Source organism: Gulosibacter sp. (genome assembly GCF_052090685.1).
Classification (GTDB): Bacteria; Actinomycetota; Actinomycetes; order Actinomycetales; family Microbacteriaceae; genus Gulosibacter.
This window is the reverse complement of sequence record NZ_JBQDBE010000012.1, coordinates 103161-119096: the sequence shown is the minus strand read 5'-3', so window position 1 is coordinate 119096 and position 15936 is coordinate 103161. Positions and strand designations below refer to the sequence as shown.

The 15936-nt window shown below is 60.9% G+C and carries 15 protein-coding genes; 8 read left to right on the top strand and 7 right to left on the bottom strand.

Annotated features, from left to right (window positions below):
* Positions 1-44: 44 nt before the first annotated feature.
* On the top strand, positions 45-1061 hold the full coding sequence (locus ACTHXA_RS09710; RefSeq protein WP_441671797.1) for a 3-hydroxyacyl-CoA dehydrogenase family protein: 1017 nt from the start codon (positions 45-47) through the stop codon (positions 1059-1061).
* A 136-nt stretch (positions 1062-1197) separates the two neighbouring features.
* Here the strand turns inward: ACTHXA_RS09710 and ACTHXA_RS09705 are convergent, their stop codons facing one another.
* The gene (locus tag ACTHXA_RS09705) at positions 1198-2382 is read right to left on the bottom strand and encodes a DUF1266 domain-containing protein (protein ID WP_441671795.1); all 1185 of its coding nucleotides are present in this window, start codon (positions 2380-2382) and stop codon (positions 1198-1200) included.
* Between the two features lie 212 nt (positions 2383-2594).
* On the opposite strand from ACTHXA_RS09705, the gene ACTHXA_RS09700 reads away from it, so the two are divergent.
* The 3 genes from ACTHXA_RS09700 (at position 2595) to ACTHXA_RS09690 (ending at position 6174) form a co-directional block, all read left to right on the top strand.
* Positions 2595-4382 (top strand): helicase HerA-like domain-containing protein, encoded by a 1788-nt coding sequence (locus tag ACTHXA_RS09700; protein ID WP_441671793.1) that lies wholly within the window; start codon positions 2595-2597, stop codon positions 4380-4382.
* A gap of 123 nt (positions 4383-4505) precedes the next feature.
* Positions 4506-5555: a GNAT family N-acetyltransferase gene (locus tag ACTHXA_RS09695; RefSeq protein ID WP_441671791.1), complete on the top strand. Its 1050-nt coding sequence runs from the start codon at positions 4506-4508 to the stop codon at positions 5553-5555.
* Between the two features lie 19 nt (positions 5556-5574).
* Positions 5575-6174: an FMN-binding negative transcriptional regulator gene (locus tag ACTHXA_RS09690; RefSeq protein ID WP_441671789.1), complete on the top strand. Its 600-nt coding sequence runs from the start codon at positions 5575-5577 to the stop codon at positions 6172-6174.
* Here the strand turns inward: ACTHXA_RS09690 and ACTHXA_RS09685 are convergent.
* The 4 genes from ACTHXA_RS09685 to ACTHXA_RS09670 form a co-directional block, all read right to left on the bottom strand.
* The gene (locus ACTHXA_RS09685; protein WP_441671787.1) at positions 6164-6814 is read right to left on the bottom strand and encodes a hypothetical protein; all 651 of its coding nucleotides are present in this window, start codon (positions 6812-6814) and stop codon (positions 6164-6166) included. The genes ACTHXA_RS09690 and ACTHXA_RS09685 overlap by 11 nt on opposite strands.
* Before the next feature lie 35 nt (positions 6815-6849).
* Positions 6850-7056 carry a hypothetical protein gene (locus ACTHXA_RS09680; RefSeq protein ID WP_441671785.1) on the bottom strand — a complete coding sequence of 69 codons (207 nt, stop codon included), beginning with the start codon at positions 7054-7056 and terminating at the stop codon, positions 6850-6852.
* Between the two features lie 74 nt (positions 7057-7130).
* The gene (locus tag ACTHXA_RS09675) at positions 7131-7937 is read right to left on the bottom strand and encodes an alpha/beta fold hydrolase (RefSeq protein WP_441671783.1); all 807 of its coding nucleotides are present in this window, start codon (positions 7935-7937) and stop codon (positions 7131-7133) included.
* Positions 7938-8027: 90 nt separating this feature from the next.
* Positions 8028-8549 (bottom strand): PadR family transcriptional regulator, encoded by a 522-nt coding sequence (locus tag ACTHXA_RS09670; protein ID WP_441671781.1) that lies wholly within the window; start codon positions 8547-8549, stop codon positions 8028-8030.
* 210 nt (positions 8550-8759) lie between these two features.
* Between ACTHXA_RS09670 and ACTHXA_RS09665 the strand changes: the two genes are divergently transcribed.
* A complete protein-coding gene (locus tag ACTHXA_RS09665; protein ID WP_441671779.1) occupies positions 8760-9926 on the top strand; it encodes a DUF697 domain-containing protein in 1167 nt (388 codons plus the stop codon).
* Here ACTHXA_RS09665 and ACTHXA_RS09660 read toward each other — a convergent pair.
* Positions 9923-11407 (bottom strand): PucR family transcriptional regulator, encoded by a 1485-nt coding sequence (locus ACTHXA_RS09660; protein ID WP_441671803.1) that lies wholly within the window; start codon positions 11405-11407, stop codon positions 9923-9925. The two genes, ACTHXA_RS09665 and ACTHXA_RS09660, sit on opposite strands and share 4 nt — an antisense overlap.
* Before the next feature lie 145 nt (positions 11408-11552).
* Between ACTHXA_RS09660 and ACTHXA_RS09655 the strand changes: the two genes are divergently transcribed.
* On the top strand, positions 11553-12794 hold the full coding sequence (locus ACTHXA_RS09655; RefSeq protein WP_441671777.1) for a flavin monoamine oxidase family protein: 1242 nt from the start codon (positions 11553-11555) through the stop codon (positions 12792-12794).
* Between the two features lie 93 nt (positions 12795-12887).
* Here ACTHXA_RS09655 and ACTHXA_RS09650 read toward each other — a convergent pair whose 3' ends face one another.
* Positions 12888-14072 carry an FAD-binding domain gene (locus ACTHXA_RS09650; RefSeq protein WP_441671775.1) on the bottom strand — a complete coding sequence of 395 codons (1185 nt, stop codon included), beginning with the start codon at positions 14070-14072 and terminating at the stop codon, positions 12888-12890.
* A 21-nt stretch (positions 14073-14093) separates the two neighbouring features.
* On the opposite strand from ACTHXA_RS09650, the gene ACTHXA_RS09645 reads away from it, so the two are divergent.
* Both ACTHXA_RS09645 and ACTHXA_RS09640 read left to right on the top strand, forming a co-directional pair.
* Positions 14094-14432 carry a hypothetical protein gene (locus ACTHXA_RS09645; protein ID WP_441671773.1) on the top strand — a complete coding sequence of 113 codons (339 nt, stop codon included), beginning with the start codon at positions 14094-14096 and terminating at the stop codon, positions 14430-14432.
* 145 nt (positions 14433-14577) lie between these two features.
* Positions 14578-15825 (top strand): SLC13 family permease, encoded by a 1248-nt coding sequence (locus ACTHXA_RS09640; protein ID WP_441671771.1) that lies wholly within the window; start codon positions 14578-14580, stop codon positions 15823-15825.
* The last annotated feature ends 111 nt before the right edge of the window (positions 15826-15936 follow it).

Genomic DNA, 15936 nt, shown 5'->3' with positions numbered 1-15936 from the left:
CTAGTAGCCCCGCTACCTCGGCTCCGTGCCAGAAAGGTTTTGCAATGAGTTTCCGGATTATTTCTGCCGCGCTGGATTCTGAGTCCCCTCTCGAATGTGCCGTCATTGGCACCGGCTATATGGGCGGTGGCATTGCCCAGGTACTTGCCTTGCACGGGCACCGGGTTCGACTTGCCGACATCAACGTCGAGCGCACCCAGGCTTCGCGCGAGCGACTCCTACGCGAAGGTGAGGCCTATGCCGGTGCCGGCCTATTTCCCGCAGATGCTGCGGCCGTGCTGGCAGAGAACCTCGTGGTGGCAGAGTCCTATGAGGCCGCCCTCTCGGACACGGCGTACGTTGCCGAGGCCGTCCCAGAGCGCATCGCAATCAAGCAGGCGACGCTCGAAGCCATCTCGGCTGGCGCGCCCGCAGATGCGGTCATTGGCTCCAATACTTCCAGCATCCCAATTCGTGAACTCAGCGAGTTCGTTGATCATCCGCAGCGTTTCCTCGGCGTTCATTGGATGAACCCCGCGCCTTTCATTCCCGGCGTCGAGATAATTCCCGGGCCACACGCTGACGAAGCGGTACTTTCTGCCTCGACGCGGTTAATTGATTCACTCGGCAAGGTGGCCACGCGAGTCAGCGACAGCGCCGGCTTTGTGTCGAACCGATTGCAATTCGCCCTCTATGCAGAGGCCGCGCGCATTGTCGAGGAGGGCCTTGCGAGCCCCGCCGAGGTGGATGCAGTGGTCAGCTCATGCTTTGGGTTCCGGTTGGCGTTCTTCGGCCCGTTCGCGATCGGCGACATGGCGGGACTCGATGTTTATGCGGGCTCCTACGAGACCCTTGAGCGCGAGTTCGGCTCTCGATTTGCGATGCCTGAACCAGTGCGAGAGGCGATATCCAGCGGGAACCTCGGCGTAAAGACCGGTTCCGGGCTCCTCCCCATTGATCAGGACGCGGTGCCCGAGCTGCTCAAGTACCGCGAGACGGCATATGCGCGCCTCAGTCAATTGCGTCAGGAGCTTGGTGAACCGCCCGCGTTCCGAAACCAGCATTCCAACACTGAAATCTGACTCACTGCGCTAGCGGTCTACGAGGAACGGTCACGTAGTTTCCTTCGCGCGACCTCATCACTGTTCGTAATCCCATCGCAATCCGAGCTGCACCCTCGGGTTCCGGGACCGACGTCATCCTCGCCTGCCGACCCTCCTACGAAACGTCAGCCTCGATCTCCATCCGCAACTCGCGCCAGGTCAGGGCAGGATTCCGCAGCAACTCGGCCGCTTCATTGAGGAATTCCTCTTCCCCACGCGACTCATCTCGAACGATGAGTTCTTGTTCCACAAGCGCCTTTGCAAATAACCCGCGATCGTGCTCGAGCGCCATGTTCCAGGGCACGAAGGACCAGGGCGAGTCCGACGCGATGAGCTGTTGTTGACGCGCAACATCCTGAACATCCGTCGCCCGCTCCTTCTCGCCACCAACCGAATACCACATCCAACGTCCGATACGGAAGTGCTCGCCCGCATCCGCCCAACTCGAATACGTCGTGCGCATCGGCTCACCGATGAGACGCAGAAAATCGAGCCCCTCCTCAGTCGTCAAATAACCAAGACCGACGCCAATTCGCGTCAGCATCGCAAACCGAAAGAAATCCCAGGCGAGGAAGTCAACGTTCATACAATTGCGATCGTTGGCGCGAAATCGTTGCACACGCCAGAGGGTCTCAGCGGCAGACTCACTTATCGGAGCCTGTCGGCGGAGCGTGGCTTCCCACTCATCCAACGCCACAGCATCATTCGTCAGCACTGCGATTCGCTCCTCATCAAATTCACGCCGGTGCCCGCCCCCAAACAGCCAGAAGAGCTGGTCCAACAGCGAAGAGCGGTCGTGGACGCCCCACCAGTCGACCAGAATCACCGCGTGCTCCTCGGGGTTATAGCCCGGGTAGTCGTCCCAGGGCACCCCGTGCCGTCCGGCGAATGGAATCGTGAGCGCGAGATCCCAATGTTCGCTACGCGCCTGGAATGTCGAGGGGTCGCCAACCCAAGACATCGCCGCAAGATTCAACCCATACGTCACTTCCGCCACGCTGCCGAGCGCTCGCCAGTCGTTATTCGGCCTCAACTGCGCGCCAAGCCCGACGAGTCGGTCGCGCTCGGCAGGATGCAGTGCCAGTGTGGTTGCACCAGTCGAACCATGTGGCACGGTCGCAGCCTGTTCGCCCGGCGAGCCGTATTGGGCCGATCGCGCACCCCGTTCGGTGGCTGCGCGTGCCGCGACTTTCGCACGATTGGCACGTTTCTTGACTGCTGGCCGGATATAGATGAAGTACAGCAACACGGCGAAGCCAAGCACGAAGATGATGACGATCGAGAGTTCCTCACCGGTCATATTTGAAGACTCCTACTTTATTGAACGACAGCTCACGACTCGAATGCGGCGCGGAGTCTTCTCGATTCAACTATGCACTCACCACCTGCGCAGCTATTCACCAATGAAATGCACCAAAAGTCTCAAAACTCTCACGCACGAGCGTCGAACTCCTGCCGGTCCGCATCCGAAACTGGAGCCGCAGCAAACTCGCGGGTCGTATGCTGTTGCCCATGTCGAATGAGCACGAAGACGCTGTCGCCGCCGCAAAAGCCGCTCTCGCAAAGGCAGAGGCAGATCTTGCTGCCGCCCAAGCTGCCGAGGCCGAAACCACGGCAGCCGCGGCCACCGGAACTGAGCCGGAAACCGCAGCCGTAACTGAGACTTCCGCACCCGACTCAGCAGCAGCATCCACAGCAGCAGGCACAACACCGGCAGAGCCCGAAGCCCCCGCCGACACCCCACCACCAACCGGGCCGCTCGACGAAGAGCAGGTCGCCATAATCCGCGAAGGCTACGCCTTCGACTCGCCCGCACTCGAGCTCGGCGCGCTCGTCAACGGCGAGGCACGCGCCGACGTGCCCGTACGCATCCCACTCGCGATGACGAACCGACACGGCCTCGTGGCCGGAGCGACCGGCACCGGTAAGACCAAGACGCTGCAGGTCATGCTCGAGCAGCTCTCGACAGCGGGCGTCCCGGTCTTCGCCGCCGATATCAAGGGCGATCTTTCGGGTGTCGCAACACCCGGTGAATCGAACGAAAAGCTGCTCGAACGCACCCGAGGCATCGGCCAGGACTGGCAGGCGCAGTCGGTGCCGACCGAGTTCTACAACCTGGGCGGCCGTGGCCACGGAGTGCCCATTCGAGCGACGGTGACGAGTTTCGGCCCGCTCATGCTCGCGAAGGTGCTCGGGCTCAACGCCACGCAAGAGTCGGTCCTCGCGCTCGTGTTCCACTACGCCGACGAAGCGGGGTTGCCGCTCGTCGACCTGACGGACCTGCGCTCGGTGCTGCAGTACCTGACTTCCGATGAGGGTAAGCCCGAACTCGAAGGCATCGGCGGGGTGTCAAAGCAGACCGCGGGCGTAATTCTGCGCGAACTCACCACCTTCGCGGCGGCCGGTGCGGATGTGTTTTTCGGTGAACCAGAGATCGACACGAACGAGTTTCTGCGGCTCGCGGATGACGGTCGCGGCATCGTCTCCCTCCTCGAGCTCCCCGGAGTTGCCCAGCAACCCGAGGTGTTTTCGACGTTCCTGATGTGGCTGCTCGCGGATCTTTTTGCCACGCTCCCCGAGGTGGGCGATCTCGACAAACCCAAGCTGGTGTTCTTCTTCGACGAAGCGCACCTGCTGTTTAACGGCGCATCCAAAGACTTCGTGTCACAGATCGTGCAGACCGTCCGACTCATTCGCTCGAAGGGCGTCGGTATCTTCTTTGTCACCCAAACGCCGAAGGATGTGCCGAACGATGTGCTGGGGCAGCTCGGCTCGCGCGTGCAGCACCAGTTGCGGGCGCACACACCGGATGATGCGAAAGCGCTGCGCGCGACCGTTCGTACCTATCCCAATTCGGGTTACGACCTCGAAGACACCTTGACGCAACTCGCGACGGGTGAAGCGATTGTCACGGTCATGAATGAAAAGGGCGCGCCGTCACCGGTTGCTTGGGTTCGGATGCGTGCCCCACAGGGTTCGATGGACCCGACTGTCGAGGCGGAGATTCAGCGAGCCGTTGCCGCTTCACCGCTCCTCAACAAGTACGGCACTCCAATCGATCCGGAATCGGCACACGAAATCCTCGCGAAGAAAATGAACGAGTCAGCCGAGGCTGCGAAGAAGGAAGCCGAAGAGGCTGCCGCCGAGAAGCGGGAAGAAAAACCAAAGTCGACGACGTCGGCAAAGAAGACCACAAAGAAGGGCAAGTCGACAGTCGAGAAGGTGCTCGGATCGGGCGCGACCAAGACCGTCGTTCGCGAGGTCACTCGCGGGTTATTTGGGATGCTCTTCAAGAAGTAGCCTGGGAAGCCGGCTGAGGTACGGCATCCTTGCGCTAAAAGGTAAGTTTATTGTTTCGCTCGGGCGTACAGTTACCAGATCTATTACTTCGAGCAAAGCTGTGCATCGATGCAAGTTCAACTCTTGGATTCAGACAATCCTAAATGGCAATTATTCCTGTCTGGAATTCGGCATGATATTTGGCATACGGCAGAATATCACGCCGCTCAGGATAAGTTTCTCGGTACCGAAACTCAACTTCTTGTAGTCACCGAAGGTGATCAGCGATTACTGATTCCGCTGATCCTGAAACCACTCGACGAGGGATTCTTCGATGCCACCTCCCCCTCCGATCTCGCTTCTCCGGTGTGGAGCGAAAACGCCAGTATGGAGTGGCGACACGAGGCAATCCGCGCGCTGCTCGCCGACCTCCGGGACCGAAATGTGGTGTCGTTGTTCCTTCGGTCACATCCGCTATTTGTCTCGCACTTCGAAGCATTTTCCGATGTTGCCGGAATAGTCCGCCACACGCCCATTTATTGGATTCCGCTCAACAAACCCCTCGAGGAGATCCGCGCTGGGATGCGCAAGAACCACCAGCGGAACATCCGGAAAGCGAGAACCGAAGGCCACCATTCCGATATTGATGAGAACTGGCGATATCTTGATGCGTTTTACCGGATCTATTCCGAAACAATGGAACGATTGGGAGCGCATCCTGACTATCGCTATTCAGCGGAGTATTTCTATAATCTCCGCGATACGGTAAAAGAGAATTGCTCGTTGTGGATCCTTAAAATGAATGATGAACTTGCCGGGGCGCATTTTGTCACTGAAATTGACGGAACGGTGGAATATCTCTACGGGGCGACAGACGCCCAGTATTATCACAAGGTCCCACAAGTGCTTATCTTTGACGACGTACTCGAATGGGCACACACCCGCGGTGACAGCAATTATGTGCTCGGCGGTGGCATGCAGGAATCGCTTCGTCATTTCAAAGCTGGGTTCACGACCACCAACAGCGAATTCGCGACCTGTCGCGTGGTCGTAAACCCGATTGAATACGGTCGGCTCTGCGCGAAGTGGGAAGTCGAACACGACGAGCGAGTCGGCGGGCTCAGTGACTTCTTCCCCGCCTACCGCAAGGACGAAAATAGACTGCCCGCAATACCTGATTGCGAAAACACTTGAAAACGGCTTACCTCGAGTCATGAAGCACACGCCACACTTTTTGCTGACCGATCCCGAAGAGGTGAAGCGACTCATTCGTGAGCATCCGTGGGCGACCTTCGTATCCGCCACCTCGAAGGGCCTCGTGGCCTCGCACTATCCGGTGATGGTGGACGAGGAGGCAGCAGACTTCACCATCCTGTCGCACTTTGGTCGGCCGGATGAGCGAAACCACGAGATCGGTCAGCACGAGGTGCTCGTAATCATTCAAGGTCCGCACGACTACGTGTCCGCGAGCTGGTACGACCCCGGGCAGCTCGCCGCCACGTGGAACCACGTGACGGCCCACCTCTACGGCGTCCCGGAACTGCTCGACAAAGAGGAAACCTACGAGGCGCTCTCGCAGCTGACCGACTACCTTGAGCAGCCCTTTCCCGAAGGCCGCAGCCTCGACGAGGACGAGCAGTGGAGCCGGAACCTCGCGCGCGGCGCGGTGGGGCTCCGGATGCGCGTATCCCGCTTCGATGCGCGGGCAAAGCTCAGCCAAAATAAACAGCCGCACATCATCGAGCGGGTCACGGGCGAACTCGACCAATCGAATCCGCAGCTCGCACAGGAGATGCGGCGCTTCAACCATTAGCGCCCGACCGAGGTGAGATCCCAACAGACCTCACTGAGGCGCTACCCCGCCGCTGGTCACCTTCCGCGAGCGCCCCGAGCACCCGCAGTTGCTTCCGCATCATGATCAGGTCACCCCAGGCGAGCAGGTATTGCCGGATGCGATCAAGTCGCGTTCGCGAGGCCAGCAGCCACATCGCCGCGGTCAGCCGCGAATGCGACGCATCCACCTTCGTGACCCAATAGCGCACGAGCAACGGGCCAAAAAGACGAGTGGGCCAGCCGGACTTCATCTCGAGCGTCAACGACTCCCCCGGCTCAAAATGAACGAGCGTAAATATGGTCATGACGGTCTGCCCGACTTCGAGGTTCTCAAACCGCGGATCGAACTCCCGCGGGCTCGGTATCCCGAAATTATCGATCCAGTCGTAGCTATAGGGCGCCCGGCGAAGCTGTGTGAGCCACCGATACACGGCCGCAGCATCCGCTCTCGCGACGACCGAGCGGGTGACGAGCCGCGCATCCGCCCCGGCCCGGCCCCGCAACTCGAACGGCAGCGTCGCCGCAACCGGCGCACCCCAGACCCAGGGCAGCCCGCCCACACGGCGTTCCGCTGCGGGCCGCTGCCCGCCGAAGCCCTCGCACACACTCGACTCAACCATCCGCATCCTCCGACATAGCGCCGCCACACGGGCTGCTATCGTCGTCGCCCACCGACGAACGCGAATGTGATCCCGAGGATTGCGGCGCCCGCAGCCGCAATGAGTGCGATCATCCGCAGCACACTTTTCAGGTCGCCGGAAAGCACGATGGATCCAACCAAGGCGAGCACCGCAATGGCACCGACTGCCGATAGCGCAACAAGCACGATCCGTGCAGCTTGGGTCCTTCCACCTTTCGACATGCGTTTAGTGTTTCAGTTGCGCGCAGCCGTCACCTGAACGTGAGCGAATCGCGCCCCTGCCAAAATTGCGCCGCCTACTCCGCCCATTCCCACTCGCCGCTATCCGCAAATTTCGTCACCATTTCGGTGAAGAGTTCCGGGTCCTCCGCATTCCAGGCGTGGTGCATCTTCGGCACTACCCAGGTTCGCGTTTGCGGCAGCGCAGCACGCAGGGCCGGAAATGCCGCACGCACCGAAGGGGTATCACGCTCGCCCGCGACGGCGAGGAGCGGCCCCGGATAGCGAAATCCTCCCGCGGGTAGCCCGCCATGAAGGATGTCTCGGGCCATCGCCCGGTTCGTCTCGGCACTCGGCGAAGAACCGTCTCCAGCGAAGAGCTTCCGCGAATCGGCGGGGATTTGGAACAGCGCAGCCTGCGCCGCCCAATACCAGCGCTGTCGCCACAGCGGCAATTGCATCCGCACCGTCGCCCGCTCGAAGCGCGAGTATCCGGTGAGCGCCGATCCGCTCACAATGCAGGAACGCACGAGCTCGGGATGCCGATGAAGCAGTTGCACGGCAACGAATCCGCCAAGAGAAAGCCCGACCACATGTGCTTTCCTGTCCAGTGCACGGTCTCGAATCAGCTCGGCAATGTCGTCGGCGGTCGCCGCGGCACTCACCCACTGCTCGTCGGTTCGGCTGCCGTAGCCGGGCATGTCCGGGGTGAGAATGTGCCGGTCCGGCAGTCGACCGACTTGGCCGTACCAGGTCCAGCCAGCCATATTCCCGCCGTGCAGAAACAAGATGGTTTCACCGGTCTTTGGGCCGTGTTCGAGGATGCGCGGGTCGAGATCGAGCGGATGCTCGGGTTGGGAGATCGAGGGCTGGGATGCGTTCATGACGATTCGCCTTACCTATTCGCGTTGCCTGAGGGTGCTTGACGCTGTTTCGGGTGGTTGACGCGACTAGTTCTCGGCAGGCTTGACGCGTCAGAGCGCTTCGAGCCGGTCGCGGGTTTCTTGAAGCCAGACGAGTTCCATTTCTGCGCCGGTGATGCCGTATCGGAGGGTGGCGGATCGAAGCACGCCGGCGACATCGCTCTGATCGATGGCGGGGATGCGCTGCAGTTGCGCCTGTTGCTCACGAACCAGGGCTTCATAGTCGTCGAGGATGCGCAGCGCCTCCTGCCGCCCGAGACGATCCACGAAGAAGAGCCGCGCGAGCAGCGGGTCCTTCGTTTTCGCAACTTCGATCGGACTCGCGAGCCAGGTATCGAGCTGTTCGTAGCCGAGTGCGGTGAGGGAATGCACCTTTCGATCGGGCTTGTCCTGCTGCGCAATCACCTCGGTGTCGATCGCCCCGGCCTCGGCGAGTCGGTCGAGGGTGCGATAGATCTGGGATTGGTCCGCGTGCCAGAAGTGCGCCACCGAGCTCGCGAACGCACGCCCGAGGTCGTAGCCACTCATTGGCTGGATGGACAGCAGCCCCAGGATTGCGTGTTTCAACTCCATACCCATATCCTACTGCGCACATATAGGACTACACAAGTACCAGCCGCTCCGCCCTTTTCGGAATGCAAGTCCGCGGCAATCGCAATCTTTGCGATCGCCGGTGGCATCGCATCCACAGATTCGCGGCAAGATCGGTGGTTAACTTCTCAGAGGTACCAGTCGTCGGTATTGGAACCGTTCAATAGCGATCCCCAGACTAGGAGGCGACCGATGAATTCCACCCCGTCTGATCCGCAACGGAAAGACGCACCGCAGGTCGATAGCTCGCCATTTTTCGAAGCAACGACAAAGGCGCGAAGTCACTATGGCCGCTTCAATCTCGCGATCGTCGGTAACACGGGCGTCGGTAAATCTTCGCTCGTGAACGCGGTGTTCGGTCGTGACCTAGCCAAAGTGGGTAAGGGGCTGCCCGTCACAAGCGGCGTCCACTACTACCATGACGATTCTCTCGGCATTTGGGACTTCGAGGGGTTCGAAATCGGCTCGCAGCTCTCCCCCGCGGAGACACTCCGCCAGCACCTCCATACCGTGTCGCAGCGTCCCGCCAATGAGCAGATTTCGGTGGTGTGGTACTGCGTGTTGTCGAATGCGGACCGCCTCACCAAGCCTGATATCGAGATGATTCGGGAATTGGATGCGGCGGGGCTGCCGGTCATTGTGGTCCTCACCAAGGTGAATTGGACGCGGAATCCGGTCACACGGAACTACTCCGCGCCGAAGAACACCGAGGAGTTCCGCGATTGGCTCGAGAACCCGCACGTGGACGGCCAGCCGATTCACTTGCCGATCAGAGACGTCATCCTCACGTCAACGCAGGACAATCACGGAAAGGGCGAGGGGCATGGGCTCGGTGATCTCGTGGCCGAAACCCTGAAGTTGTCGCCAGAAAACGAGAAGGATGCCTTTCGCATTGCGCAGCAACTCAACCTTCAGTGGAAGCGGGAAATGGCGCGGCCTGTCATCGTGGCGGCGTCGGCAGCGGCAGCAGCGGCCGCAGCGGTCCCGATTCCGGTTACGGATGCGGTGGCCCTGGCGCCGATCCAAATGACGATGATGGGACGGCTCGCGACGATCTACGACCTTGAGTTGAAAACGATGCTCTCGGTCTCCACGCTCGCCCAGCTCAGTGCGCAGGTCACCGGTCAGGCGTTGGCACGCAGCTTCATTAAGTTGATCCCGGTGGCCGGCAGCGTCGTGAATGCGAGTGTCGCGTCTGCGCTCACCGCCGCGACAGGTGAGGGGTGGCTACGACTGTGTGAGCACGTTCACATGGGCAAGCTCGACCTGAATCGGATCACCGAGGTGCTCGATGATTACACGCCAAATTTCCTCTCGGTGATCGCGAAACTGGCACCGAAACCGAGGCTGAAGCGCTAAATAATTCCGGACTGCCCAATCCGCAAGGCTTTGAGCGCCATCCAGAACATGGCGATATCCCGCGAACTTTTCGTGCTTCGGCCGGTGAGCGTTTCGATTTTCTTGAGTCGATACGCGAGAGTCTGCCGGTGTATTTGCAAGGTCGCGGCGGTCTTCGTCCAACTGCGATCTTCGCTGAGATAGGCCTCGAGCGTGGCGATCAGGCTTGCATCGTGCGCGCCGTCATAGTCCAAGAGCTCCCCCAGAACGGTCCGGGTCGCGAGGTGCACCTCGCTGATTGTTCGCGGCAAAAACAGCGGTGCTGCCGTGGAGTATTCGGCCACGGGCAAGCGCGAGCTCCGCGCCGTGTCGAGTGCCCAGCGGGCCTGTCGCACCGCATCCGGAATATTCTGCACGGCCGAAGTCGGTGACGAAACACCCAGGTGTGTGGCGACCGAACCAATTGCCTCGGTCACCGCGGTCAGGCTCGCAGTCGCGACCAGCACAAACCCCTCATCGGCAAGGACACAGGCCAAAAGCGGTATCCGCGCGTCACCAAGGATGGTGCGATGCGCAGCCAGTTCGAGACTGCTGCAGCCGACGACGCTCCATTCGGTGCCCGCAAGGTCCGCTTCTTCGAGGCGAGGGGTCGCCGCATCCGCCCCGATCGCACCGTCAATTAACTGCAGAAACAACGATTCGCGCTTGTCATCCTCGAGTTCGCGCTGTTGCGTCAGCCTGTCCACCTCGACACCGACCATGTTCTGCACGTGCAAGAGCACAAACGCATCCAAGACAACGTCTTGGTCGCTTTCGAGCACGAGCATGCATGGCCGACGGGAGGCAATCGAAAAGGCGGTCGCAGCGCGTTTCTCGTCAACATCGATCGCGATTCTGGCCGGGAGCCGCTCGAGCTTCCCTGCGACTTCATCACACAGCGCGGTGCGGATTTCCTCAGCAAGCTGGTGTTCGCCACGCATAATGTCGGTCCGATACTGCACATCGACGATGTGCAAGCGCAGCCCCAATTCACCCGAGAGTCGGTCGAGCAGCGCGGACTCAAAATCTGTTGCCGATCGGGCGACTTCATAGAGGCGACTGAGCCGTGCCTGGCGGCTGAAGTGGTCGTGCTGATCGGCCGCCGCCACGGTTCGGGCAATCGCCGTGAAGGGGACGGCGTGGGACATCAGCAATATCGGGAAATCTGCGGCATCGGCAGTCTCAAGCATCGCCGCCGACAGCGGCGGCGCTTTCTGATCGTCACCGATGATCATTCCGGGAACGCCGCTTCTCGACATGTGTCCAACGAAATCAACTTGCTTTGCCGTATCGGCGGGGATGCACATCCCCGTGGTCATCAGGAGCTCGCCAGGAGCCAACCAATTCCACGGATCGGGAAGTTCGCACACGTGCGCCCAAGAAATGGCGGCGCCCCAACCGTCCTGCCCCGCGATGGCCTCGCAGCCAAGCTGTTGCATGGCGATGAGGTCTCCCACAGTCATCGGTGCCACTCTTCACTCCTCCGGTGTCGTCTTGGAGTATGACCAAGTCGCAAAAGTTCGTTTTGGAAGACGGTACAGGGCATCTCGATGAGGTCATAGTCTTTTCGAACAATGACGTACGGACGGCGCGAAGGAGCGATTTCTTATGACTCGAGTAGCAATTATTGGTGCGGGCTATGCGGGACTTGCTGCGGCAAATCGTCTCGTTGACCTCGGCCACGAGATCACGGTGTTTGAAGCACGTGAGCGTGTTGGCGGTCGCGTGTGGTCCGAAACACTCGAGAGTGAATTCGGCGAGCACACGATCGAACGCGGCGCCGAATTCGTATTGCCCGACTACTACCGGATGCGAGAGCTCACGGAAGAGTTTGGGTTGCGACTCGTCGAGACCGGCATGAGCTACTACATCCGCGAGCCACAGGATGTGCCCGGCGTGACTGCCGCAGATATCACTGCCCTGGGCTCGATCGCAGCGGAGCTCGTTTCGACATTGGGGCCGGACGCAACGGCAGAAAATGTGCTGCAGGAACTCGATGCGGCGCCGGCACTCGTGGATGCGTTCCGGTCACGGATCGAGATTTCCACTGCCGTCAAGGCTTCCGAGGTGACCACGGCTGCACTTCATCACGTGGCGTCCTTCAAACCGCTGAAAAGCTATCGCATTGCCGGTGGCAATCAGTCACTCGCCCACTCGCTGGCGGCCCGTGTGGGCGAGGTGATTCGCTACGAAACGAGGGTGAACCGAGTGACCCAGGTTCCCGGCGGCGGAGTCGAAGTCGCTACGGATGCTGGGACCGAGCAGTTCGACGCGGCCGTGGTGGCCGTACCCATCGGGGTGCTTCGTTCGGCGCTCGTGGATGCTCCCACCACGGATGCGCGCCAACAGGCGATGCGCGGTGTGGTTCAGGGGCACGCAGCCAAAATGCATGCCCCACTCACGTCGATTCCCGAGACCTCGGCAATGATGTCGGTGGCAGGACGATACTGGACGTGGACCGCGATCGATGCCACGGATTCGGTACCGCCGGTGCTCAACGGGTTTATTGGCACGAAGGAAGCCATCACAGAAGCGGGGGTTGAGGTTGATCCGAGCGACTGGTTGCAGAATGTCCGCAACCTGCGCGAGGACCGCAGCATCGCCGACGGAGCGGTCGTTACGGTGTGGGCAGACAACCCATTTTCGCTCGGCACCTACTCGGCGCATTCACCAGCGTTCTCAACGGAAGATTCCGCTGCACTCGAGGCTCCGGTTGGCGACGTGTATTTCGCTGGCGAATACGCGGACCCGGAGTACGGCGGCCTCATGGAAGGCGCACTCCGCAGCGGAGAACGCGCGGCCGAACGAGTGAATGCTGCGGTTCCGGCGGCGGGGATGCTCAGCAACTGACTTCGGCGCCGCCAGCACGCGATCAGTTGCGGCGATGACTGCACGCGATCGCTTGCGGCGGTCGGATGCTGCGATCGGATGCGGCGCCCGGCGTCAATCGACCGGATGCGGCCAATCGGGAAGCGCAATCCGGTCGACGAGACCTCGCCGCACCGCCAGGTCGGCGACAAGCGGCAGCCCCGCGATCCGGATCGCGGTATTTCGTGCCCATAGTTGTGCTCGGTTTCGCGGCGCGAACGCGATGCCCATGCGCGTCGCCGCATTCTGCTTCGCTCGCACAAATTTGAAGAGCTGTTGCTCATATCGCTCGAGCGCTGTGCTCACTTCGGCACCCTGGCTCAAGGCATGAGCGAGGATGTACGCCTCTGTCATCGCGAGCGCCGAGCCCTGTCCGGCCAAGAGTGATGGGCAGGCGCCCGCATCCCCGACCAGCGCAATCCGCCCGCGAGACCAACTCGGCAACCGCACCTGACTCGCGTGATCGAGGTAGAACGTGCGCGCCTCGGGAAGCCGCGCCAGGACTGCTGGAGTTTCGCCGCGCATCCACCCGAGCCGTTCGCGAAGAAACTCGATGCCGCGTGCGGGATCGTTCGTCGGCAGATCGCTGTCGTGGGCAAAGGTCAGCGCGAACATCGTCGCGCCGTCACGTAGCGTGAATCGCAGTAGCTGCGCCCCAACTTCGGTATGCGTGACGCCAACAAGCGGAGTGCGTGGTTCGTATCCCTCGATATCGAACGAGGCCACGGCGATGCCCATCGGTCGAAGGAATGCCGGATTCTCGCCGAACGTGAGCTTTCGCACTCGCGAGTGGAGCCCATCTGCGCCGACCACGAGGTCGAACTCGCGTTCGGGGCCGCACTCGAATTCGACCCGCACCCGCTCGCCGTCTTCGGACAGTGATGTGACGGTATCCCCGAAAACCGTTTCCACGTGATTTGCGGATGCGTCGAAGATCGCTTTTGCGAGGTCAGCACGCGCGAGGCTCACGAATCTTCCGTTGGTACCGGCGATGGCTTTGCCCGGGTCCATGCGCGCGGTCGCGCGACCCCGCGCATCCAGTTCGCGCAGTTCGCGCACCTGATAGCCGACCTCCATGAGCCTCGGAACGATCCCCATCCGTTCAGCCACGTCGAACCCGGCGCCCCAGAAGTCGATGAGATAACCGCCCTGTCGCAACTGCGGGGCGCGCTCGATAATCGTGCACTCGTGGCCGGCGCGCACCAGCCAGTACGCGAGGGTCGGGCCCGCGATTCCGGTTCCGACGATCAGGATGCGCATTGGCGGCTCGCGTAGCAACTCATGCGTCTAGGATTCCAAGCAAGCTTGGGCGTTGGCCGAGTTACGGCGACGATCGAGCCGGCGGAGACCGATGTGCTCCAGGCAAACCTTGACGAAGCCTTGAGCGATCGAGACTTTATCGGCGACTGGCAGCGACCCTGGCCGAGCATCCGAGTCGAAGACCTTGGCGAAAAGCCAACGAGGCTGACCGTGCCCGGCACGAAGACGAATTTGAAACTCGAATACACGTGGTCGACGATTCGCATTGAATCGATGAACCCCTATCTCGGCATCGACCTCACACGCCTTGTCACCGAACGCGGCCCCGGCTATCCGGCACGGATGTATTGCGAATGCTGAGCCTGTCAATACACCATCCCTAAATACTCCCGACACCTGTCGAAAAGACGACTAAGTTATTACCCGGCTCACTACGGAACACGCGACCACTTCTGGAACGCTCCATTTTGCAGCCGGTTCGATCCGCATCCACGTCAGGAGTCCCATGACGCCCGAGATAATCTCGCTCATCCTGCTCGCCCTCATGTTCATCATCGCCACCTGGCGGGACGTCAACATGGGATTCCTCGGCTTCCTTGCCGCCGCGGTCTTGGGTGTCGGAGTCCTTGGGCTGAGACTCGACGATGCCCTCATCGGCTTCCCGATCGACCTCTTCGTGACACTCGTCGGGCTCACCTACCTCTTCGGATTCGCGCAGAATAACGGCGCGATCGATGTTCTGGTGCGATGGTCACTGAAACTTGTACGCGGCAAACTCGCGATCGCGCCCTGGGTATTCTTCTTCCTCACCGCAATCCTCATCGCCTTCGGTGCGCTCTTCGCCGTGGCCATCATCGCGCCGCTCGCGCTACGCTTCGCCCGACGAAACGGCGTGAACCAGTTCATGACCGGGCTCCTCGTCGTGCACGGTGCGCTCGCGGGCGCGTTCTCCCCACTGAGCGTCTACGGCGTCTTCATTTCGAACGAGCTCAACGGCATGGGATTCGAAAACGACCCGTTGAGCCTCTTCCTCGCACCCTTCATTTTCAATCTAGTGTTCGCGGCGATCACCTACCTCATCATGCACCGTCGCCCCGGTCCGCGGACCGAAGCCGATGCCGAAGTCGAAGAGGGCACCGTCAATGTGAAGCTCAACGGCATGCAGCTCTTCACCCTCATCCTGCTCGCCGTCATGGCAATCTTGGTGATCGGGTTTGGTCTCGACATCGGTGTGATCACGATGGCGCTCGGCGTGGTGCTCGCAATCGTCAGCCCGAGCGCCGGTAAAGCGGCACTCGCCAAAGTCTCCTGGTCGGTGGTCGTCCTCATTACCGGTGTGCTCACCTACATCCACATGCTCGAAGAGGCAGGAACCGTCGACTGGGTCTCGAATGGCATCGCGAGCATCGGCATCCCACTGATCGCGGCGCTGCTCCTGTTCTACATGGCCGGATTCGTCTCCGCGCTCGCATCATCGCTCGGCATCATTGGCGTGGTGATGTCCCTCGCCGGGCCCTTCATCGCATCCGGAGACGTGCACGTCGGTGGCTTTGTCGCCGCACTCGCAATCGCCGCGACCATCGTCGATATCAGCCCGTTCTCGACCAACGGCGCAATGCTCCTCGCCAATGTCGACGGCGATGTGCGCGACAAGTACTACAGCGGGATGCTCAAGTACGCGGGCACAATGTGTCTCGTCGGCCCCGGTGCGGCTTGGCTGGTCGTCGCGGTGCCGACTTGGGTGGGGATGTAGCGCACGACCGGGCGACCGAAAATCAGCCGTCACTCACGCGATAATCGTCGTCATACCGTCACGCACACGCGCCGAGTTGATTAACAAACTCAAGGTCTACATTCCGTAATG